We start from the raw sequence: 22,550 nt of genomic DNA, 5'->3' as shown, positions 1-22,550 counted from the left end.
ACTGTTCCTTATTGCTGAACTACGATGTTTTCCTGTGAAGGATCGACATGCTGCAGCTGCAGCTTTTCCGTCGCGATCCGTTCTACCCGGCTATGATCGCCGAGCGCATTTTCTTCAAGAATCAGGTTGCGCCATTCAATATCCAGCGCATCACGTTCGAGTACCATCTGCTCGCGCTGTGCAGTGAGCAGACGAGTATGGTGCGCCGTCGTGACCACGGAAACCGCGGTCACAATAATGGCAACGAACAAGCAAAGTGCCAGTTTCCCATGGCGCAGAAGATCGCCACCAATCACGGCAGGCAGCGCATGACGCTCGTTGCTGCCGAGCTGCGTCACTCTGCTGAGGGTTTCTGTCACCCGATTGATCATGCGTTAGTCCTCTCCGCAATCCGCAAAACAGAACTACGGGCGCGTGGATTTTCCGCCACCTCTTCTTCACCTGGCATCAGCTTACCTAGCGCTTTCAACTGGCGGCCACCCAGCTTATTCAGCTGTGCTTCCGTCATCGGTAAACCGGCTGGGACCTGTGGCCCACGGCTGTTTTCACGCATGAAGCGTTTAACAATGCGATCTTCCAGAGAATGGAAGCTGATGATCGATAAACGGCCACCGGGAGATAACGCCTCCAGCGAGCCATTCAGCGCTTTTTCAATTTCATCCAGCTCGCTGTTGATCCAGATCCGGATAGCCTGAAATGTTCGGGTAGCCGGGTGCTTAAACTTATCTTTAACCGGCATAGCGGCAGAGACGACGGCCGCCAGCTCTTTGGTACGCGTCATCGGCTCTTCCCGGTTACGCTCAACGATGGCGCGTGCAATGCGCTTACCAAAACGTTCTTCACCAAAGGTTTTAATAACCCAGGCAATATCGGCCTCTTCCGCCGTCATCAACCATTGAGCAGCGGATTGACCTCGCGTTGGGTCCATACGCATATCCAGCGGCCCATCACGCATAAACGAGAAACCGCGTTCTGCATCATCCAGTTGAGGAGAAGAGACGCCGAGATCCAGCAAAATGCCGTCGATCTTGCCGTCCAGTTCGCGCTCACGTGCGTAATCTGCAAGCGCAGAGAATGGGCCATGAATGATGGAGAAGCGTGGGTCATCGATAGCGGCAGCCGCAGCAATCGCCTGCGGATCGCGGTCGATCGCCAGCAGCCGTCCTTGCTCACCGAGCTGGGACAGAATCAGGCGTGAATGGCCACCGCGACCAAAAGTGCCATCAATGTAGATGCCGTCGGGACGAATATTCAGGCCGTTCACGGCCTCGTCCAGCAGCACCGTAGTGTGTTTAAAATTTTCCATCATTTCTAAAGTGACAAGTCCTGCAGACGATCCGACAAGGTGTTTGTCGAACCCTGCTCAGCGTCGATATCTTCCTTGACCTGTTGATGCCAGGTCGCTTCATCCCACAGCTCAAACTTATTGAACTGGCCGACCAGCATGACTTCTTTGGTAAGCCCGGCGTGCTGCCGTAAAACGGGCGCCAACAGCAATCGCCCGGCGTTATCCATCTGACATTCACTGGCATGCCCCAATAACAGACGCTGTACGCGGCGTTCTGCGGGGTTCATGCTCGACAGACGGGCAAGCTTTTGTTCAATGATTTCCCACTCAGGAACGGTATAAAGCAGCAGGCAGGGGTGATGGATGTCGATGGTACAAACCATCTGACCTTCTGAGGTTTCGATCAGCTTTTCCCTATAACGGGTAGGCACGGCGAGCCGCCCCTTGCTGTCGAGATTGACTAACGTTGCCCCACGGAACATGCCAGCCTCACCCTTTAATGACCCATTTCACCACTTTAACCCACAAATTCCCACATAAAGGAGTTTACGGAGGGGAGGAAAACCTTGTCAAGCCAGCCAGGCCGCTTACGGGAATAAATTCCCGCGCCTAAGCGATTGATAAATGGCTGGCGTGAAAAAGCCCGCAATAGCGAGGCAAAATTAACGTTATGAATATTTGAAAGAAAAAGACCAATAAACATCAACAGCGTTAAAACGACCGAATACTTGTCTGGAGAAATATTAAGTACTCAGTTTGCGACGCGGGCGGCATTTTAAGGTATTTCAAAGCGAGTGAACAGCGCCAGATGCCCGTCTGGCGCTGGCTCGGCGCGAGACAGAAGTAAAGAGAGGTTGCTAATGATTAATAATCCAACATTTCTTAGCTGCTGGTGTGTAACAAAATAATACAAAGAAGAGATTTATTTCTCGATGGAGATTTTTTTACCCGATTTTTCCCGCCTAATTAATTGCCTTAAAAAATAAGGGTAAATATACGGGAAAAATCTTAATTAACTTTAAGTGGCTGATAATGATCTCTTTATCAGTAACGACTTAAGCTACCCCGACGATAAAGATTGCGGCGAATTCGGGTCAACCCAGGCTTCGGCTTACGTGGCTCATCAAGGCTTGCCAGCACCAGTTCCAGTACGCGTTCGGCAACATCGCGGTGACGCTGTGCGACCGCCAATACCGGACACTGCAGGAAATCCAGCAGCTCATGATCGCCGAAGGTGGCGATCGCCAACTCCGAAGGCAGCCGCCCCTGACGGCGCAGCGTGACATCCATCACGCCCTGCAGCAGTGCGAAGGACGTTGTGTACAGCGCATCAGGTATCTCGTGAGTTTCCAGCCACTTTTCAAAAAGCTGAGCAGCAGCCTCACGCTCATAGCTGTTAGCGTAGAGATAATTGACAGTACGAGGATCGTCTTTCCAGGCAGTACGGAACCCTTGCTCACGCAGGAAACTTACGGACAGTTCAGGTAATGCACCAAGGTAAAGGATATTTTCACCAGGGAATTTCCGCAGCTCTTCAGCCAGCATTTCTGCATCGTCCTGATCGGCACCGACAACGCTGGTGAAGTGTTCACGGTCTAACGCACGGTCGAGCGCAATAATCGGGAACGAATCGTTTGCCCAACGCTGATAAAAAGGATGCTCCGGCGGCAACGAGGTAGACACTATAATGGCATCAACCTGCCGCTGCAGAAGATGTTCAATACAGCGCATTTCGTTGTCGGGTTGATCCTCAGAGCAAGCGATCAGCAACTGATAGCCGCGCTGGCGAGCCTGACGCTCAAGGTAATTTGCTATACGGGTGTAGCTGGTGTTTTCCAGGTCTGGGATCACCAGCCCAATAGAACGCGTGCGTCCTGCACGTAGCCCAGCGGCTACCGCATTAGGGTGGTAATTATGCTCGCGTACCACCGCCATGACTTTCTCAACGGTTTTATCGCTGACGCGATACTGTTTTGCTTTTCCGTTGATAACATAGCTTGCCGTGGTGCGCGACACGCCAGCCAGACGCGCGATTTCATCCAATTTCACTGTAGCCCCTTACTCTCCAGGTGATCCATACCCATGCTCTGGTTATGGTTAACGACATTCACATCTAAGCGCAGAATAATAACTCCGGCAACCGCTTTTGCAGGCGCTTGTTTTCTTATTTGCAAAAAAAAGCCCGGCAGTGATTACCGGGCATGTGAATTAGATCACATTCGGGACTAACGCATGATCTTATCGCCACGCGAAACGCCAACAATACCCGAACGGGCCACTTCGACGATTTTCGCAACATCACGGATCGTATCAAGGAACGCATTGAGTTTATCGCTGGTCCCGGCAAGCTGGACGGTGTAAAGCGTTGGCGTCACATCAATGATTTGCCCACGGAAAATTTCCGTGCTGCGCTTCACCTCTTCCCGCCCGTATCCGCTGGCCTGTACCTTCACCAGCATGATTTCACGCTCAACGTAGGCCCCCTGCCCCAGCTCACTGACGCGTAACACATCCACTAGCTTGTGCAGCTGTTTCTCAATCTGTTCCAGCACCTTCTCGTCACCCACGGTTTGGATTGTCATACGAGAAAGCGTGGGATCGTCAGTAGGCGCTACGGTAAGGCTTTCAATGTTGTAACCACGCTGGGAAAACAGACCAATGACCCGGGACAACGCACCTGATTCATTTTCCAGTAATACAGATAATATCCGGCGCATAATCAGGTTCTCTCCGTTTTGCTTAGCCACATTTCATCCATACCGCCACCGCGAATCTGCATCGGATAAACGTGTTCAGTACCGTCAACTGTGACATCGACAAACACAAGTCGCCCGCCGCGCACGGTTTCCAGCGCTTCGGCAAGTTTGCTTTCCAGTTCTTCTGGCTTAGTGATACTAATCCCCACATGGCCATAAGCTTCAGCCAGGCGAACAAAGTCCGGGAGCGACTCCATATAAGACTGAGAGTGGCGGCCCGAATAAATCATGTCCTGCCACTGTTTCACCATGCCGAGGTAACGGTTGTTAAGGTTCAAAACCAGAACCGACAAGCCGTACTGCAGCGCGGTAGAAAGCTCCTGAATATTCATCTGGATACTGCCATCGCCGGTGACGCAAATGACCGTTTCATCCGGCAACGCCATCTTCACGCCAAGCGCGGCAGGAAGACCAAAGCCCATCGTGCCTAAACCACCGGAATTTATCCAACGGCGTGGCTTATCGAACGGATAATAGAGCGCGGCAAACATTTGGTGCTGGCCCACATCGGAGGTGACATAAGCATCACCGTTCGTCAGGCGATAAGCGGTTTCAATAACAGCCTGCGGCTTGATAGCCTGGCTATGGCGATCGAACTCAAGGCAGTGACGAGCGCGCCACTGTTCAATCTGTTGCCACCAGTCCCGAATATCATCCCCGGATTGCTGAACGTCTTCCTGAGTAAGCAAGTCCAGCATTTGCGTCAGAGCTTGACGCGCATCCCCCACAATTGGGATATCCGCCGCAACTGTTTTGGAGATAGACGTAGGGTCGATATCAATATGCAGCACTGTTGCATTCGGGCAGTATTTAGCGAGATTGTTAGTGGTTCGGTCATCAAAGCGAACGCCAACGGCAAAGATAACGTCCGAATGATGCATCGTCATGTTGGCTTCGTAGGTGCCGTGCATGCCCAGCATACCCAGCGACTGGCGATGTGTAGCCGGGAATGCACCTAGCCCCATCAGCGATGAGACAACCGGAATATTGAGCTTTTCGGCAATCGTCAACAATTCTGCCTCGCAGGCTGAATTGATCGCCCCACCGCCTACGTACATCACCGGTTTTTTAGCCGCAATCAGCGTCTGCAGGGCGCGCTTGATCTGCCCTTTGTGGCCCTGCGTCGTTGGGTTGTAAGAGCGCATACTAACGGCGTCTGGCCAGGCATACGGCAGCTTATTCAGCGGACTCATGATGTCTTTGGGTAAATCAACGACCACCGGCCCTGGGCGGCCGCTGGACGCAAGCCAGAATGCCTTTTTGATGATCCCTGGTATGTCCTCGACCTGTTTTACCAGGAAGCTATGTTTAACGACTGGTCGGGAGATACCGACCATGTCACATTCCTGAAAGGCGTCGTAACCAATCAATGAAGTTGCGACCTGCCCGGACAACACAACCATCGGAATGGAGTCCATGTAGGCGGTTGCAATGCCGGTAATAGCATTTGTGGCGCCAGGCCCTGAAGTCACCAGCACAACGCCGGTTTCTCCCGTAGCACGCGCCAGGCCGTCGGCCATATGCACTGCAGCCTGTTCATGGCGTACCAGCACATGATCGATCCCACCCATAGTATGAAGCGCATCGTAAATATCGAGTACTGCGCCTCCCGGATAGCCGAATACTTGTTTTACGCCCTGATCGATTAACGACCGGACGACCATCTCGGCTCCTGACAACATCTCCATGGTTTTGCCTCCAGGCTCACGTTTTTGACTGCATGCAGAAGTCATTTCCGCACCGTCGTTGCGACAGGTTGTGTCTCTGCCTGTATCATTTTTATAGGTTTAGCCCATTAACATAACCGCTCAAGATCCGTCAGGCAATTACCCGCCAGAGCAACCTGAAGAGAAGAAATTGCACTCACCTCTATAAAAATCAGGCATAGCGGAGCGATCGACTAAATAGAGAGGGTGACTAATGACGAATATGCCAAAGATGCGGGGAATCACAGTGCGTTATGTATTAATTTAGCATTATTAAGCTGTGAGGAAGAGGCCACCAGAAAATGCTAAAGTACAAAATACTGCCTTTCTAACATAAAAAAGTGAAAACGGGCTGTTCAGGCCCGAGCATCCATAATACTGGTAACGTTATTGACATAAGCTTTTTGCTATCTGATTTTTCATCCACAAATGCCCCTTTTCTTGCCCGACTGAGCCATACCAGGATAAATAACAAGTACGCTTTCTTTTGATAAAAGGCACAGGAAACACTCTTAAATTCAATTCATTAGGAACACTATCAACCAACCAGCGTGGTGCAAGTGCCACAAGCCGTGTTTGTGAAACCACATTTAATACACAGGTCATTGCCATTCCCTGATAGGCAATCGCATTTTGCTTATTCAACGTGTCATACCACGGTGAACTGAAGGAGCCATAACATTCTGGAGAAGCCACCGCATGCTGCTGATTATAGAAATCACGCGTCGTTAGCGGAGAACAAAAACCAGGATGCTCCTGGCCAGTGACTAAAACGATTTCATCCTCAAACAGTGGGATTCTTTTAAACTCAGGCCGAGAGATTTGATCATAACAAATCAAAAAATCAACTTCCTGATAGCGTAGCTGCCGCTCAATATCTTCATTGAAAGAAGATTTAAAAATTAATTGAACGTTTGGTGCCTTATATTTCATCGTATCTAAAATACGTGACATTATTTTACTGTCTAAAGGACTGGCAACGCAAAGCGTAAACTGCCGCTTGCTCCTTAGAGGATCAAAGTCCCCTTCCGGTAGCTCATTCTGGACCATCTGTAAGGCGTCACGAATCACGTCATAAAGCTGAAAAGCTCTGGCTGTTGCTTGTATCGTCCGCCCATTGCGAACAAATAACTCATCCTTGAAGGTGGTTTTCAACCGGGACACGGCGTTGCTGACGGCTGGCTGAGACATCCCCAACAGCCTGGCTGCACCGGTAATACTTTGTGCCCTCATTACCGTGTCAAAAACAGTCAGCAGGTTTAAGTCTACATTACGTAACAGAGGTCTTATTGCATCCAGAGTCTCCCGACTCTTATGTATTTTAGAATCCATTTTTACTCCAGTAATAAATAGAGTGCCATTCCACAATGCATAAGTTGGAAATTTCATTTTAATATCTTTCTGACAAGAATTTATAACGACTCAATTAACCAGAACAGTTATTACTGAAGCAATAAAACCACTCAATAAAAACCAGTAAATCACCGGATGGGTAATAAGAAATCTGTCAGCCCGTGAACAATACATCAGTTCTATCATATTCATAAGATGAATTATTTAAATTCAGTCTATTCTCAGACGATATTACGCCTTTTAATCTTAATTAATATATTAAGAAAAGACATTTTCTCGGTATCTTTCACTGAGCAAACACGACGAACGCATCGGCCCAGCGATCCCACAACCGGCCTAAAGGTTGACACCTGCGTTGAGATCAAGTACCAATAAATACATCACGAAATTGCACAGGGCTTGAAACATGAATCGCACCGTACGCCTACTTGGTCTACTACTAAACGCATCTTATTTGCGCGGTAGACTGGTGGGCGACAATCAGCGTTGATTCAAGCCTTCAGACAGAAAAAACCCGCGCCAATGCGCGGGTTTTTTTATGCTCGTCGCGAAGGCACCCAAAGAGATAAAGGACCGAACCATGAGCCAGCAAGTCATTATTTTTGATACCACATTGCGCGACGGCGAACAGGCTTTACAGGCAAGCCTGAGCGTAAAAGAGAAATTGCAGATCGCTATGGCGCTGGAACGTATGGGCGTCGACGTCATGGAAGTCGGCTTCCCTGTCTCTTCCCCCGGTGATTTCGAATCCGTACAGACTATTGCCCGCAATATCAAAAACAGCCGCGTTTGTGGCCTCGCTCGCTGCGTTGAAAAAGACATCGATGTTGCCGCTGAATCCTTAAAAGTCGCTGAAGCCTTCCGTATTCATACTTTCATCGCCACCTCTCCAATGCACATCGCCACCAAGCTACGCAGTACGCTGGATGAAGTCATTGAGCGCGCTATTTATATGGTGAAACGCGCCCGTAACTACACCGATGACGTAGAATTTTCCTGTGAAGATGCTGGCCGCACGCCGATTGCCGACCTGGCTCGCGTAGTCGAAGCCGCGATCAACGCAGGCGCAACCACCATTAACATCCCGGATACCGTCGGCTACACCATGCCGTTTGAGTTCTCCAACATCATCACCGGTTTGTATGAGCGCGTGCCGAACATTGATAAAGCGATTATTTCCGTGCACACCCACGACGATTTGGGGCTGGCCGTAGGTAATGCCATGGCGGCAGTTCACGCGGGTGCTCGCCAGGTGGAAGGCGCAATGAACGGTATCGGTGAACGCGCGGGTAACTGCTCACTGGAAGAAGTCATCATGGCTATCAAGGTGCGCAAGGACATCATGAACTTGCACACCAATATCAATCATCAGGAAATCTGGCGCACCAGCCAGATGGTTAGCCAAATCTGCAACATGCCAATTCCGGCCAACAAAGCTATCGTCGGCACTGGCGCCTTCGCCCACTCCTCCGGTATTCACCAGGACGGCGTGCTGAAAAATCGCGAAAACTACGAAATCATGACGCCAGAATCCATCGGCCTGAATCAGGTACAGCTGAACCTGACCTCACGCTCCGGCCGGGCCGCGGTGAAGCACCGCATGGACGAGATGGGTTACAAAGAGGCTGATTACAATCTGGATAACCTGTACGACGCCTTCCTGAAACTGGCAGATAAAAAAGGCCAGGTATTTGACTACGACCTGGAAGCATTGGCCTTCATCAACAAGCAGCAGGAAGAGCCTGAGCACTTCAGCCTGGATTATTTCAGCGTGCAGTCGGGTTCTAACGGTATCGCGACGGCATCCGTGAAGCTGGTTTGCGGCGAAGAGGTCAAAGCAGAAGCAGCAAACGGTAACGGCCCGGTGGATGCGGTCTATCAGGCAATTAACCGCATCACCGATTACAACATTGAGCTGGTGAAATACAGCTTAACCGCCAAAGGGCAAGGCAAAGACGCCCTGGGCCAGGTAGATATCGTGGTGGATTACAACGGCCGCCGCTTCCACGGCGTAGGGCTGACAACCGACATCGTCGAATCATCAGCCAAAGCCATGGTCCACGTGCTGAACAACATCTGGCGTGCCGGTGAAGTCGAAAAAGAATTGCAACGCAAAGCTCAACATCAGAATAAAGAACAAAATCAGGAAACCGTGTAATGTCGAAAAATTACCATATTGCAGTTTTGCCGGGTGACGGTATTGGCCCGGAAGTGATGGCTCAGGCCCTGAAAGTACTGGATGCAGTTCGCAATCGCTTTGATATCCGCATTAGCACCAGCTCCTATGACGTCGGTGGTGCCGCGATTGATCGCCACGGCAGCCCGCTGCCGCAGGCCACAGTCGAAGGTTGTGAGCAGGCCGATGCGATTCTGTTCGGCTCTGTAGGTGGCCCGAAATGGGAACATCTGCCGCCAGCAGAACAGCCTGAACGCGGTGCCCTGCTGCCGTTGCGTAAACATTTTAAACTCTTCAGCAACCTGCGCCCTGCGCGTCTGTATCAGGGGCTGGAAGAGTTTTGCCCGCTGCGCGCCGACATCGCAGCTAACGGCTTCGACATTCTGTGCGTTCGCGAACTGACCGGCGGGATTTACTTCGGCCAGCCGAAAGGCCGTGAAGGTAGCGGTATGCACGAGAAAGCCTTCGATACCGAGGTTTACCACCGCTTTGAGATCGAGCGCATTGCACGCATCGCCTTTGAATCTGCCCGCAAACGCCGCAGCAAAGTGACCTCCATTGATAAAGCAAACGTGCTGCAAACCTCACTGTTGTGGCGTGAAATCGTCAACGAAATCGCTAAAGAATACCCGGATGTGTCGCTGTCCCACATGTATATCGACAACGCCACCATGCAGTTAATTAAAGATCCATCGCAGTTCGACGTTCTGCTGTGCTCCAACTTGTTCGGAGACATCCTGTCCGACGAGTGCGCCATGATCACCGGATCTATGGGCATGCTGCCTTCTGCCAGCCTCAACGAACAAGGCTTTGGCTTATACGAACCTGCGGGTGGTTCAGCACCGGATATCGCCGGGAAGAACATTGCCAACCCTATCGCGCAGATCCTGTCGCTGGCGCTGCTGTTGCGCTATAGCCTGGATGCTGAGGAAGCCGCGCAGGCTATTGAAAGCGCCATTAATCGCGCGTTAGAAGAAGGCCACCGTACCGGGGATTTAGCCCGCGATGGTCACGCAGTCAGCACCGACGAAATGGGCGATATCATTGCCCGCTACATCGCTCAGGGGAAATAATCATGGCCAGGACCTTATATCAGAAGTTGTACGACGCCCACGTCGTGTATGAAGCCCCGGAAGAGACACCGCTGCTGTATATCGATCGCCATCTGGTGCATGAAGTGACTTCCCCGCAGGCCTTTGACGGATTGCGCGCCCATGGCCGCCCGGTTCGTCAGCCGGGGAAAACCTTCGCCACAATGGACCACAACGTGTCGACCCAAACTAAGGACATCAATGCCTCCGGCGAGATGGCCCGTATTCAGATGCAGGAACTGATGAAGAACTGCAAAGAGTTTGGCGTTGAGCTGTACGATCTGAACCACCCTTATCAGGGCATCGTTCACGTTATGGGGCCAGAACAAGGGATCACCCTGCCGGGCATGACCATCGTGTGCGGCGACTCCCATACTGCCACTCACGGCGCATTCGGCGCACTGGCTTTTGGAATTGGGACTTCCGAAGTTGAGCATGTCCTGGCAACGCAGACTCTGAAACAGGGTCGTGCGAAAACCATGAAAATTGAAGTCCAGGGCAAAGCGGCTCCGGGGATCACGGCCAAAGATATCGTGCTGGCTATCATCGGCAAAACCGGCAGCGCCGGCGGCACCGGTCACGTGGTTGAATTCTGCGGCGACGCTATTCGTGCCCTGAGCATGGAAGGCCGCATGACGCTGTGCAACATGGCTATCGAAATGGGGGCCAAAGCCGGGATTGTTGCGCCGGATGAAACCACCTTCAGCTATGTGAAAGGTCGTCTGCACGCCCCTAAAGGTGCGGCCTGGGATGAAGCCGTCGAGTACTGGAAAACCTTCAGCACCGACGATGGCGCTAAATTTGACACCATCGTCACCTTAGACGCCGCCGACATTGCCCCGCAAGTGACCTGGGGAACCAACCCGGGCCAGGTAATTTCTGTTACCGACAATATCCCTAACCCAGAATCCTTCAGCGATCCAGTAGAACGTGCCTCGGCAGAAAAAGCGCTGGCCTATATGGGCCTGCAACCGGGTATTCCGCTGACCGAAGTGGCTATCGATAAAGTCTTTATCGGTTCCTGCACCAACTCGCGTATCGAAGATCTGCGCGCAGCAGCTGAAGTCGCCAAAGGTCGCAAAGTCGCACCAGGCGTTTTGGCCATGGTTGTGCCAGGCTCAGGTCCGGTTAAAGCTCAGGCCGAGTCTGAAGGGCTGGATAAGATCTTCATTGAAGCCGGTTTTGAGTGGCGTTTGCCTGGGTGTTCCATGTGCCTGGCCATGAACAATGACCGCCTGAATCCAGGCGAGCGTTGCGCCTCCACCAGCAACCGTAACTTCGAAGGTCGTCAGGGCCGTGGCGGGCGTACTCATCTGGTCAGCCCGGCGATGGCAGCCGCCGCCGCTGTTTCCGGTCATTTTGCCGATATTCGTACACTGAAATAAGGGGAACTACCATGGCAGAGAAATTTATCCAACATACCGGCCTGGTCGTTCCGCTGGACGCGGCGAACGTCGATACCGATGCCATTATCCCGAAGCAGTTTTTGCAGAAGGTCACCCGCACCGGTTTTGGCGCCCACCTGTTTAACGACTGGCGTTTTCTGGACGATGCCGGGCAAGTGCCTAACCCGGAGTTCGTGCTGAACTACCCGGAATTTAAAGGCGCCTCTATTTTGCTGGCGCGTGAAAACTTCGGCTGCGGCTCTTCGCGCGAGCACGCCCCGTGGGCATTAACCGACTACGGTTTCAAAGTGGTCATTGCGCCAAGCTTCGCGGACATCTTCTATGGCAACTCGTTTAACAACCAGCTGTTGCCGGTTATCTTGAGCGATGAGCAGGTTGATGAGCTGTTCAAGCTGGTCGATGCCCAGCCCGGCATTAAGTTTGTCGTCGACCTTGAAGCACAGACGGTTCAGGCGGGTGAGAAAAGCTATTCGTTCGAGCTGGATAGCTTCCGCCGTCACTGCATGTTGAACGGCCTGGACAGCATCGGCCTGACGCTGCAGCACGAAGCCGCTATTTCTGGCTACGAGCAAAAACTGCCAGCGTTTATGCGGTAGTTCATTTTCCCCTCTCGCTCATGAGAGGGGAAAATTTTAAACGTTCTTAACCCGGCTAGTCAGGAACAGCGCGACCACCGCCAGCGCCGCCATCAGCCAGTAAACAGAATAGTGACCAAAACCTTCCGCCAGCGCACCTTGCAGTATCCCAGCCAGAATCACGCCCGTTGAAATACTGTTGGTGAATAGCGTCGTTGCAGAGCCCGGTCTTCCCGGCATCAAATCCTGGAACCACAGCATCCCAATCCCGGCAATAATCCCGATAAACACCGCATTAAACAGCTGTAAGATCACCAATGCCGTTTTAGAGTGGAACAGAATCAGCCCAACATAAAACAGGATGCCAGCAACAACCGCCGCCACCATCATGTTACGTTTTCCAAAGCGTTTCACGTAGTAGCCGGCGAGGATCATCGCGGGGATCTCAATCCCTGCAGCCGTGCCCATTAATAACCCCGCCAGCTCATCCGGCAGCCCGAGATCCTGGCTTATCCATAACGGCATATCGATGATGTACATGGTGTTGCAGGTCCACATCAGCATCGAAGCGATAAACAGCATCCGCACGTTACTGTCTTTCCAGCCGCTGACCTGCGTTATCGCCACCTCTGCGGGCTGTTCCACTCTCGGCACGGACGGCAGCGCGAAAATAATCAGCGCCAGTGAAATAACGAATATCCCGGCAGCGATAAGAAACATCGTGGTAAAGCCATATTTCAGCGCCAGCATAAAAGAGAGTGGCGGCCCGATAACCCACGCCAGAGAAAGCTGCGCCCGCATGATCGTGCTGAACATCACCACTTCGCGGGCGGAGCGGTCGGCGTATTCACGCGCCAGGGCAAAAATCTGCGGCATGGCGGTATTGGCTATTGAGGCAAACATCACGCCAAGCGTAATCAGCGTCAGATAATGACGATTAAAGGCAAACAGAACGCAGTTTGCCACCGCCATCGCGCAGCAAACCATAATCAGTTTTTGCCGGTCGCCCCGACTGTCCGACCTTTTGGCCAACAGCAAACTGACGCCAATCCCGGCAATCGCGTTAACGGTGTAAAACAGGCCGACCCAAAACGGCCTGACTTCAACTTCACGCGTTAAAAAGAGGCTAAGCGTCGGAGCCTGCAGCGCCCCGGCCACGCCAATCATAAAAGAGACGGCCATGAAGGCAGCGTAAACAGGGTTAAAACGGCGTGCGCGGGTCAAAAACCAGAGCATGGAGTGTCCTTAAAAGGAGATGTAATCAGAGGTATTTGTTAAATGCGTAAAGATTAAACGAAAAAAGCCAGCAGTAAACAGCTGCTGGCCGGTGAAAAGCACCAATACTCAGTCACACATGAGTCGGCGCGTTGGCGTTCTCGGGCATCGGGGTTGTAACCTCCCACTGCATCAAGTCTTCGAGCATCCTTAGTCTTTGCTCCACCGTCAGGCGAGCCAGCCATCCAGAGCAAACAAACTGTGTTGCGGCAAAGTACTGTTGGAAAAACTTCGCAGGTGATGACCGCTTCATAAACACCTCCTCGCTTCATCGGGAATCATTATTGACGTAATATAGGGAGAGTTAAATTGATGAGTTTCCGCCTGGAGTTCCTCTTTTATGTCTTCGTCTCGCCTGCAACAACAATTCATCCGCCTGTGGCAATGCTGCGAAGGCAAACCTCAGGAAACCACGCTCAATGATTTAGCGGATTTGCTGAGCTGTTCCCGCCGCCATATGCGTACGCTGCTTAATGCGATGCAGGAAAAGGGCTGGCTAAGCTGGCAGGCGGAAGCCGGACGAGGCAAGCGCTCGCAGCTCACTTTCCTCTATACCGGGCTGGCGCTTCAGCAGCAGCGGGCGGAAGATCTGCTGGAGCAGGATCGCATCGATCAGTTGGTTCAAATCGTCGGCGACAAAGCCGCTGTCCGCCAGATGCTGATTTCTCATCTTGGCCGCAGCTTTCGCCAGGGTCGACACATTCTGCGTGTCCTTTACTATCGCCCGCTGCTAAATCTGCTGCCCGGCTCGGCGCTTAGGCGCTCCGAAACCCACATTGCCCGCCAGATATTTAGCGGTCTGACGCGTATAAATGAGGAAAATGGGGAACTCGAAGCGGATATTGCTCACCACTGGCAGCAAATTTCCCCTTTACGCTGGCGCTTCTTCCTGCGCCCAGGCATCCATTTCCATCACGGTCGCGAGCTGGACATGCTCGATATCATCTCTTCCCTGCAGCGCATCAACGCCCTGCCGCTTTTTGCCCATATCACGCAAATCACCTCGCCGACTATCTGGACACTGGATATCCACCTTAGTCAGCCGGATGACTGGCTGCCGTGGCTGTTGGGCAGCGTGAACGCCATGATCCTGCCGCGCGAATGGACAACGATGACAAATTTCGCCAGCCAGCCCATCGGCACGGGCCCCTATTCCGTGGCTCGGAACAACCGCAACCAGCTGAAGATCCACGCCTTTGATGATTACTTTGGCTTCCGGGCGCTCATTGACGAGGTCAACTTTTGGGTACTGCCGGAAGTTGGCGAGGAGTCCAGCTGCGGGGTGCAGCTCCAGGGTATGCCGGACAGTGAAAAAGCCGTCGAAAGCCGCCCGGAAGAAGGCTGCTACTATCTGCTGTTCGACAGCCGATCCAGCCTTGGCGTTGACGAAAGCGTGCGCCAGTGGATTGGGCATATTCTCTCCCCGGTTAACCTTATCTACCGCGCTACAGAGCAGTATCAGCAGTACTGGTTCCCGGCTTATGGTTTGCTCCCCCGCTGGCACCATTCGAGGCCCGGGCCGTTGCTCCCTAAACCCGCCGGGCTGGAGAGCATAACGCTCACCTACTACCGCGACCACGTAGAGCACCGGGTGATCAGCAGCATCATGACCGAATTACTGGCAGAGCAGGGCGTGAAGCTGGTTGTGCAGGAGATAGACTATGCTGAGTGGCATCAGGGCGAGGCCGAAAGCGACATCTGGCTGAACAGCGTGAACTTCACCATGCCGCTGGAATACTCTCTGTTTGCCCAGCTTTACGAAGTCCCGCTGATTCAAAAATGCATCCCTGGCGACTGGCAGGGCGATGCCCGTCGCTGGCACAGCAAAACGTTGGCCCTGCCTGAATGGTGCAAGCAAATGCTGGAGCGCAATGACGTTATCCCATTGATTCACCACTGGTTGCGCATTGAAGGCCAGCGCAGTATGCGCGGGGTGCGGATGAACACGCTAGGCTGGTTTGATTTCAAATCTGCCTGGTTTGCCCCACCGGGCCCATAACGCTTCCGTAACCCAAAGGAAATCAGTAGAATCCTCCCTGCTCAACGGGGTGCCAGGACAGTTTGTCCGCGCTGAGATAATACCCGTCGAACCTGATCCGGATAACGCCGGCGAAGGGATTTGAGACACTCAACTCAATTCCTTTGCCCCCTTTTACTGAGGTGCAAAGTGTTCAAAAAATTTCTGCCGCTGCTGGCGCTGGCCGCCATGCCCGTTTTCGCTAAACCTGTATTAACCGTCTACACCTACGACTCGTTCGCCGCCGACTGGGGCCCAGGCCCGGCGGTGAAGAAAGCCTTTGAGGCCGACTGTAACTGCGAGCTAAAATTTGTGGCGCTGGAAGACGGCGTTTCTCTGCTGAACCGCGTACGCATGGAAGGCAAGAACAGCAAAGCAGACGTCGTGCTGGGGCTGGACAACAACCTGGTAGAAGCCGCCACGCAAACCAAACTGTTTGCCCCCTCTAACGTCGAAAACGCCACCCTTCAGGTGCCCGGCGGCTGGAAGAACACCACTTTCGTGCCTTACGATTACGGCTACTTTGCTTTCGTATACGACAAGAACAAGCTAAAAAACCCGCCCAAAAGCCTGAAAGAGCTGGTTGAAAGCGATCAAAAATGGAAGGTCATTTACGAAGATCCGCGCACCAGCACTCCAGGGCTTGGCCTGCTGCTGTGGATGCAAAAAGTGTACGGTGACAAAGCCCCGGAAGCCTGGCAAAAGCTGGCGAAAAAAACCGTCACCGTCACCAAAGGCTGGAGCGAAGCTTACGGCTTGTTCCTGAAAGGGGAAGCCGACCTGGTACTGAGCTACACCACCTCCCCGGCCTACCACATCATCGAAGAGAAGAAAGACAACTACGCCGCCGCGGATTTCAGCGAAGGGCATTATCTGCAGGTTGAAGTCGCGGGCCGACTGGCGAACAGCAAGCAGCCTGAACTCGCCGAGAAATTTATCAAATTCATCACCACGCCAGGTTTCCAGAACACCATTGCTACCGGCAACTGGATGTATCCGGTGACCAACGTGGCATTACCTGCGGGCTTCGACAGCCTGGTGAAGCCGCAAACCACACTGGAATTTCTCCCTCAGCAGGTGGCCACCCAGCGCGCAGAATGGATCAATGAATGGCAACGCGCCGTCAGCCGCTAATACCAGGCTGGCTGTATCCAGGGCTCTTTGCCGCAACGCTGGTCGTGGCGGTAGCCCTGGCGGCTTTTCTGGCGCTGTGGCTTAACGCTCCGCAGACGGATGTCTTTGCCATATTGCGGGACGACTATCTTTGGCACGTCCTGCGCTTTTCCTTCTGGCAGGCCTTTCTTTCCGCCGCACTTTCCGTTTTCCCGGCCATCTTTTTAGCCCGCGCGCTCTACCGCCGCCGCTTTCCTGGCCGACTGGCGCTGCTGAGGCTGTGCGCCATGACGCTGGTGCTGCCGGTGCTGGTCGCCGTTTTCGGTATTCTTTCCGTTTATGGGCGAGAAGGCTGGCTGGCCACGCTCTGCGGCTGGCTGGGCGTTGAATGGCACTTTTCCCCTTATGGCCTGCAGGGCATCCTGCTGGCGCACGTCTTCTTTAATATGCCGATGGCGACCCGTCTTCTGCTGCAGGCGCTGAACAATATCCCTTCGGAACAGCGTCAGCTGGCGGCACAGCTGGGGATGCAGGGCTGGTATTTCTTCCGTTTCGTCGAGTGGCCCTGGCTGCGCCGCCAGCTACTCCCGGTTGGCGCCCTGATTTTTATGCTTTGCTTCGCCAGCTTCGCCACCGTGCTTTCTCTGGGCGGCGGCCCGCAGGCAACCACCATCGAGCTGGCCATTTTTCAGGCATTAAGCTACGACTACGATCCCGCCAAAGCGGCATTGCTGGCTCTGCTGCAAATGGCGTGCTGCCTTGGCCTGGTGTTATTGAGTCAGAAGCTAAGCAAGGCGATTCCCGTCGGCGTCAGCCAGCTTCAGGGCTGGCGCGATCCACAGGATTCTCTGCGCCGAAAACTTAGTGATGGCCTGCTTATTGTGCTCGCCCTGGTGCTGCTGCTCCCCCCGCTGCTAGCGGTGATGGTCGATGGGATTAACGGCAGCATGGGCAGCGTGCTGCGGCAGCCAGCGCTTTGGAACGCGCTCTGGACTTCACTGAGAATTGCCACTGCCGCCGGGCTTGTCAGCGTGACGCTGACGCTGATGCTGCTCTGGAGTTCGCGTGAACTTCGGCTGCGTAACCAACGCTTCGCCGGGCAGGCCATTGAACTTAGCGGCATGTTGATTCTGGCGATGCCGGGCATCGTCCTCGCCACCGGCTTCTTCTTGCTGCTAAACAATACCGTGGGCCTGCCGCAATCCGCCGACGCTATTGTTATTTTTACCAATGCGCTGATGGCGATTCCTTACGCCTTAAAGGTGCTCGAAAACCCCATGCGAGACGTGGCAGAACGCTACACTCAGCTTTGCCAGTCGCTGAATATCAGCGGCTTTAATCGCCTGCGATTTATTGAGCTAAAAGCGCTGAAACGCCCGATAGCCCAGGCACTGGCCTTTGCCTGCGTCCTGTCGATTGGCGATTTCGGCGTGGTGGCGCTGTTCGGCAATGAAGATTTCCGCACGCTGCCCTTCTGGCTGTATCAGCAGATCAGCTCTTACCGCAGCCAGGAAGGCGCTGTCACAGCGCTACTTCTACTGCTGCTTTGTTTTATGCTGTTTACCTTGATTGAAAAACTTCCGGGGCAAGATGCTAACTCTGACTGATGTAACCTGGCTGTACCAGCACTTACCCATGCGCTTTTCCCTGAAGGTTGCGGCGGGGGAACGAATCGCCATCCTGGGGCCAAGCGGGGCGGGGAAAAGTACGTTACTGAGCCTGGTCGCCGGGTTCCTGCAGCCTGCCAGCGGCAACATCGTCATCGACGGCGTGGATCACACCCGGACACCGCCTTCAGCTCGCCCGGTTTCCATGCTTTTCCAGGAAAATAATCTGTTTAGCCATTTGACCGTCCGGCAAAATATCGCCCTGGGCATGCATCCGGGAATGAAACTTAATGAAGCCCAGAAGCGGCGACTGCGGGAAATAACGGCACGCGTGGGATTAACTGACATGCTGGATCGTCTGCCGTCTCAGCTTTCCGGCGGCCAGCGGCAGCGCGTCGCCCTGGCCCGCTGCCTGGTTCGTCAGCAGCCCGTTTTACTGCTGGACGAACCTTTCTCGGCGCTTGATCCGGCGCTGCGCAAAGAGATGCTACAGCTGCTCGACGAGCTGTGCCGGGAGCAACGGCTGGCGCTGCTGATGGTCTCTCACAGTATTGAAGATGCAGCCCGCATCGCCAGCCGCAGCATCGTGGTAAAAGACGGGCGTATTGCATGGGACGGCGAAACAGGCACATTGCTCAGCGGGGAGGCAAGCGCCTCCGCGCTGTTAGGGATCGGTAGTTAGTGCGACAGCACCTTCCGCAGGATATCCCAGTACACCGGCATCAAGGGATGTTGCAGCAAGGCGGCAAAACTGCCAATGCCCGCCACCAGCATCAACGGAGCCAGCCAGTTGAGCCGGGCTTGCGGTAAATAGCGCGTCAGACGATCGGTACCACGCTTACCGCTGCGATACCAGCGCCAGCTTAGCCACACGGCCAGCCAAAGCAGTAAAACGACCGCCAGAAGCAGCCACTTGAAGCTGGCGCTTTTCATGTCCGCAGGAATATCTATGGCCGCTCCGGCAAGGATCCCCGGCAGAAAATAGAGCGGCGGCCAGAGCAGGCAGCCGATGATATTCGGCAGCATAAACTTCGCCAGCGGTAAATCCAGCATCCCAGCAACCATCGGCACCAGCGGGCGCGTAGGGCCAACAAAGCGCCCCACCAGGATCGTAAACATGCTGTGCTGATGCAGCGCGTGTTCGGTTTTATCCAGCAGAGCTTTATTCTTCTTCATAAATGACCAGCGGTGCAGCGGCCCTTTGAAACGCTGCCCAAGCCAGAACGAGATCCAGTCCCCCAGCAGACAGCCGACGATCCCGGCGCCCCAGGCATAATAGAAATTCACCTGGCCACTGCCGATCAGCGCCCCCAGTCCGGCCATCATCACCGTGCCCGGCAGGATCAGCCCCACCAGCGCCAGCGATTCAAGAAAGGCCACCAGCATCACCGCGATAAGCGAATATGCCACTGACTGTGTAATAAAGTGTTCCAGTAAGGCTTCCATAAGCTTTCCGTCGATGAGCGAGCGGGCGATTCTCCAGAATTAACGTGACAGGCGTCAAGGTCTCATTTCTATGAATAAAGAATAGACGGTAAAGTTCCGGACAATTCGCACACCCGGCCAACAACACTGTATATAAATGCAGTAACTAACGGTTGTTTGCGCTATAATCGAAACACTTTTCCTGAGAGAGAATGCAGCGTGTCTCAAGCTCGTCAGGGGTTTCTGCTGACCAGGCACTGGCGAGACACCCCGCGCGGTACCGAAGTCGATTTCTGGCTGGCCACGGACGATGGCCCGCTTAAGGTGCGCCTGCCGCCGCAGGAATCCGTCGCTTTTATTCCCCAGGCGCAGTTAGCCCAGGCGCAGCGTCTGCTAGCCGGTGAAAACCAATTCCGCCTTACGCCGCTTGAACTCAAAGACTTCCATCACCAGCCGGTAGCGGGCCTGTATTGCCAGCAGCACCGCCAGTTAATGCGGCTGGAGAAAATGCTGCGCGACGGCGGCGTGACGGTCTATGAGGCGGATATTCGCCCTCCGGAGCGCTTCCTGATGGAACGCTTTATTACCGCGCCGGTCTGGTTTAGCGGATACCCTCAGGGCGATGTACTGCTGGATACCCGCCTGAAACCTGCTCCAGAATACCGCCCGCCGTTGAAATGGGTCTCGCTGGATATCGAAACGAATCGACACGGCGAGCTGTACTGCATCGGCCTGGAAGGCTGCGGGCAGCGTCACGTCTATATGCTGGGGCCTGAAAACGGCGATGCTGCTGGCCTGGACTTTACGCTGGAATATGTCGCCAGCCGCCCTTTGCTGCTGGAGAAGCTGAATAGCTGGTTTGCCGAGCACGATCCCGATGTCCTGATCGGCTGGAACGTCGTGCAGTTTGACCTGCGCGTGCTGCAAAAAATGGCCGAACGCTACCAGGTTCCGCTTCGTCTGGGCAGGGGTAACAACCTGCTAGAATGGCGTGAGCACGGCTTTAAGCAGGGCGTTTTCTTTGCCCAGCTTGCGGGCCGGGTGATTATCGACGGCATCGAAGCGCTAAAATCGGCGTTCTGGAATTTCTCTTCGTTTTCGCTGGAAGCGGTCTCCCGTGAACTTCTCGGTGAAGGGAAGTCGATTGATAATCCCTGGGATCGTATGGATGAGATCGACCGCCGCTTTGCCGAAGACAAACCCGCGCTGGCTACCTATAACCTCAAAGACTGCGAGCTGGTCACGCGTATTTTCCACAAGACTGAGCTGATGCCTTTCCTGCTGGAGCGGGCGACGGTCAACGGGCTCCCGCTGGATAAACACGGCGGCTCGGTAGCGGCTTTCAGCCACCTTTATTTCCCGCGTATGCATCGTGCAGGCTATGTCGCCCCCAATCTGGGCGAGGTTCCGCCGCAGGCAAGCCCCGGCGGCTATGTGATGGATTCTAGTCCTGGACTCTATGACTCGGTGCTGGTGCTCGATTATAAAAGCCTGTATCCGTCAATTATCCGTACCTTCTTAATCGATCCGGTCGGCCTCGTCGAAGGTACAGCCCAGCCGGACGTGACGCACTCCGTTGAAGGGTTTATTGGCGGCTGGTTCTCCCGCGACAAACACTGCCTGCCCGAGATCGTGAGCCAGATCTGGCATGGCCGGGACGAGGCAAAACGCCACGGCAACAAGCCGCTCTCCCAGGCGCTCAAGATCATCATGAATGCGTTTTACGGCGTACTGGGTACCAGTGCCTGTCGCTTTTTCGATCCCCGCCTTGCTTCGTCGATCACCATGCGCGGTCACGAGATCATGCGCCAGACAAAAGCGCTGATTGAATCCCAGGGCTATGACGTTATCTACGGCGATACGGATTCAACCTTTGTCTGGCTGAAACAGGCCCACAGCGAAAAGGACGCCGCACAGATTGGCAGGAAGCTGGTCGAGTACGTCAACACCTGGTGGCAACGGCATCTGAAAACCACGCTGAATCTCGACTGCGCCCTTGAGCTGGAGTACGAAACACACTTCTGCCGCTTCCTGATGCCTACCATCCGGGGAACGGACCAGGGCAGCAAAAAGCGCTACGCCGGGCTTATTCAGGAGGGCGACGAACAGCGCATGGTATTTAAAGGGCTTGAAACAGTGCGCACCGACTGGACGCCACTCGCCCAACAGTTCCAGCAAACGCTCTATTGGCGAATTTTCCGCGGCGAGCCCTATCAGGACTACATCCGTGAGACCATTGCAAGCCTGATGTCGGGTGAGCTGGATTCACAGCTGATCTATCGCAAACGCCTGCGTCGCCCGTTAAGCGAGTACCAGAAAAACGTGCCGCCTCACGTTCGTGCGGCCAGGCTTGCCGATGAACATAACCAACGTCTGGGCAGGCCGGCGCAATACCAGAATCGCGGCACGATAAAATACGTCATGACCCTGAGCGGCCCGGAGCCGGTTGATTATCAGCAATCTCCTCTGGATTATGACCACTACCTGACTCGCCAGCTGCAGCCCGTCGCCGAGGGGATTTTGCCCTTCCTTGAGGACGACTTTGCTACACTGATGACGGGGCAGATGGGGCTATTTTAAAAACCCTCTACATAACTCAGCTTACGGCGAGGCGCTAAGAGCGTGCAGCCAGCGTCGCCGTAATTTGAAGCATGACGAGTGCGTGACGAATCCGTTGCCATCCAGTACCATAGCGCCCTTTCTTCGAATCCTTAGACCCAATTTTAAACAACTGCGCCGCCTGTGCGCGGTTGCCATGCTAT

At 53.9% G+C, this 22,550-nt stretch carries 20 protein-coding genes and 1 riboswitch; of the genes, 10 read left to right on the top strand and 10 right to left on the bottom strand.

What is annotated here, in order from left to right; all coding sequences use genetic code 11:
• Positions 1-8: 8 nt before the first annotated feature.
• The 7 genes from ftsL to leuO form a co-directional block, all read right to left on the bottom strand.
• The gene (gene ftsL, locus AAIE02_RS17685) at positions 9-371 is read right to left on the bottom strand and encodes a cell division protein FtsL (RefSeq protein ID WP_008461776.1); all 363 of its coding nucleotides are present in this window, start codon (positions 369-371) and stop codon (positions 9-11) included.
• The gene (gene rsmH / locus AAIE02_RS17680; protein ID WP_039300407.1) at positions 368-1,309 is read right to left on the bottom strand and encodes a 16S rRNA (cytosine(1402)-N(4))-methyltransferase RsmH; all 942 of its coding nucleotides are present in this window, start codon (positions 1,307-1,309) and stop codon (positions 368-370) included. Before rsmH ends, ftsL begins: the two co-directional genes overlap by 4 nt.
• 2 nt (positions 1,310-1,311) lie before the next feature.
• Positions 1,312-1,770 (bottom strand): division/cell wall cluster transcriptional repressor MraZ, encoded by a 459-nt coding sequence (gene mraZ / locus AAIE02_RS17675; protein ID WP_008461772.1) that lies wholly within the window; start codon positions 1,768-1,770, stop codon positions 1,312-1,314.
• Positions 1,771-2,332: 562 nt separating this feature from the next.
• A complete protein-coding gene (gene cra / locus AAIE02_RS17670; protein WP_498532963.1) occupies positions 2,333-3,337 on the bottom strand; it encodes a catabolite repressor/activator in 1,005 nt (334 codons plus the stop codon).
• A 176-nt stretch (positions 3,338-3,513) separates the two neighbouring features.
• Complete coding sequence (ilvN, locus tag AAIE02_RS17665; RefSeq protein WP_008461768.1) at positions 3,514-4,005, bottom strand: acetolactate synthase small subunit; 492 nt, start codon at positions 4,003-4,005, stop codon at positions 3,514-3,516.
• Positions 4,006-4,007: 2 nt separating this feature from the next.
• Positions 4,008-5,732, bottom strand: coding sequence for an acetolactate synthase 3 large subunit (gene ilvI, locus AAIE02_RS17660; RefSeq protein ID WP_336982835.1), 1,725 nt, complete (start codon positions 5,730-5,732; stop codon positions 4,008-4,010).
• A gap of 405 nt (positions 5,733-6,137) precedes the next feature.
• Positions 6,138-7,082, bottom strand: coding sequence for a transcriptional regulator LeuO (gene leuO / locus AAIE02_RS17655; protein WP_336982884.1), 945 nt, complete (start codon positions 7,080-7,082; stop codon positions 6,138-6,140).
• Positions 7,083-7,509: 427 nt separating this feature from the next.
• Here leuO and leuL point away from each other — a divergent pair, with 427 nt between their 5' ends.
• The 5 genes from leuL to leuD all read left to right on the top strand — a co-directional run bounded on the left by leuL (position 7,510) and on the right by leuD (position 12,372).
• Positions 7,510-7,593 (top strand): leu operon leader peptide, encoded by an 84-nt coding sequence (gene leuL / locus AAIE02_RS17650; protein ID WP_139827388.1) that lies wholly within the window; start codon positions 7,510-7,512, stop codon positions 7,591-7,593.
• A 90-nt stretch (positions 7,594-7,683) separates the two neighbouring features.
• A complete protein-coding gene (gene leuA / locus AAIE02_RS17645) occupies positions 7,684-9,261 on the top strand; it encodes a 2-isopropylmalate synthase (protein WP_008461762.1) in 1,578 nt (525 codons plus the stop codon).
• A complete protein-coding gene (gene leuB, locus AAIE02_RS17640; RefSeq protein WP_166993533.1) occupies positions 9,261-10,352 on the top strand; it encodes a 3-isopropylmalate dehydrogenase in 1,092 nt (363 codons plus the stop codon). Before leuA ends, leuB begins: the two co-directional genes overlap by 1 nt.
• A 2-nt stretch (positions 10,353-10,354) precedes the next feature.
• Entirely contained in the window at positions 10,355-11,755 is a 1,401-nt protein-coding gene (gene leuC, locus AAIE02_RS17635; RefSeq protein ID WP_498532962.1) for a 3-isopropylmalate dehydratase large subunit, read from the top strand.
• Positions 11,756-11,766: 11 nt separating this feature from the next.
• Entirely contained in the window at positions 11,767-12,372 is a 606-nt protein-coding gene (gene leuD, locus AAIE02_RS17630; RefSeq protein ID WP_008461753.1) for a 3-isopropylmalate dehydratase small subunit, read from the top strand.
• Between the two features lie 36 nt (positions 12,373-12,408).
• Here leuD and AAIE02_RS17625 read toward each other — a convergent pair whose 3' ends face one another.
• Positions 12,409-13,587 carry a sugar efflux transporter gene (locus AAIE02_RS17625; RefSeq protein ID WP_498532961.1) on the bottom strand — a complete coding sequence of 393 codons (1,179 nt, stop codon included), beginning with the start codon at positions 13,585-13,587 and terminating at the stop codon, positions 12,409-12,411.
• Between the two features lie 112 nt (positions 13,588-13,699).
• On the bottom strand, positions 13,700-13,879 hold the full coding sequence (sgrT, locus tag AAIE02_RS17620; RefSeq protein WP_008461749.1) for a glucose uptake inhibitor SgrT: 180 nt from the start codon (positions 13,877-13,879) through the stop codon (positions 13,700-13,702).
• 87 nt (positions 13,880-13,966) lie between these two features.
• Here sgrT and sgrR point away from each other — a divergent pair, with 87 nt between their 5' ends.
• From sgrR to thiQ, 4 genes are all read left to right on the top strand, one after another.
• Positions 13,967-15,625, top strand: coding sequence for an HTH-type transcriptional regulator SgrR (sgrR, locus tag AAIE02_RS17615; RefSeq protein WP_008461747.1), 1,659 nt, complete (start codon positions 13,967-13,969; stop codon positions 15,623-15,625).
• 35 nt (positions 15,626-15,660) lie between these two features.
• Positions 15,661-15,762: riboswitch (TPP riboswitch) on the top strand.
• 31 nt (positions 15,763-15,793) lie between these two features.
• On the top strand, positions 15,794-16,777 hold the full coding sequence (gene thiB, locus AAIE02_RS17610) for a thiamine ABC transporter substrate binding subunit (RefSeq protein ID WP_498532960.1): 984 nt from the start codon (positions 15,794-15,796) through the stop codon (positions 16,775-16,777).
• On the top strand, positions 16,753-18,363 hold the full coding sequence (gene thiP / locus AAIE02_RS17605; protein WP_498532959.1) for a thiamine/thiamine pyrophosphate ABC transporter permease ThiP: 1,611 nt from the start codon (positions 16,753-16,755) through the stop codon (positions 18,361-18,363). Before thiB ends, thiP begins: the two co-directional genes overlap by 25 nt.
• On the top strand, positions 18,347-19,045 hold the full coding sequence (thiQ, locus tag AAIE02_RS17600) for a thiamine ABC transporter ATP-binding protein ThiQ (protein ID WP_498532958.1): 699 nt from the start codon (positions 18,347-18,349) through the stop codon (positions 19,043-19,045). Before thiP ends, thiQ begins: the two co-directional genes overlap by 17 nt.
• Here the strand turns inward: thiQ and AAIE02_RS17595 are convergent.
• Entirely contained in the window at positions 19,042-19,809 is a 768-nt protein-coding gene (locus AAIE02_RS17595; RefSeq protein ID WP_498532957.1) for a DedA family protein, read from the bottom strand. The two genes, thiQ and AAIE02_RS17595, sit on opposite strands and share 4 nt — an antisense overlap.
• Positions 19,810-20,007: 198 nt before the next feature.
• Between AAIE02_RS17595 and polB the strand changes: the two genes are divergently transcribed.
• Positions 20,008-22,368 (top strand): DNA polymerase II, encoded by a 2,361-nt coding sequence (gene polB / locus AAIE02_RS17590; protein WP_498532956.1) that lies wholly within the window; start codon positions 20,008-20,010, stop codon positions 22,366-22,368.
• Positions 22,369-22,550: the final 182 nt, after the last annotated feature.

The sequence above is a fragment of the Cedecea sp. Ae19-4 genome (assembly GCF_059801165.1).
The sequence above is the reverse complement of the archived record's forward strand: the minus strand, read 5'-3'. Positions and strand labels throughout refer to the sequence as shown.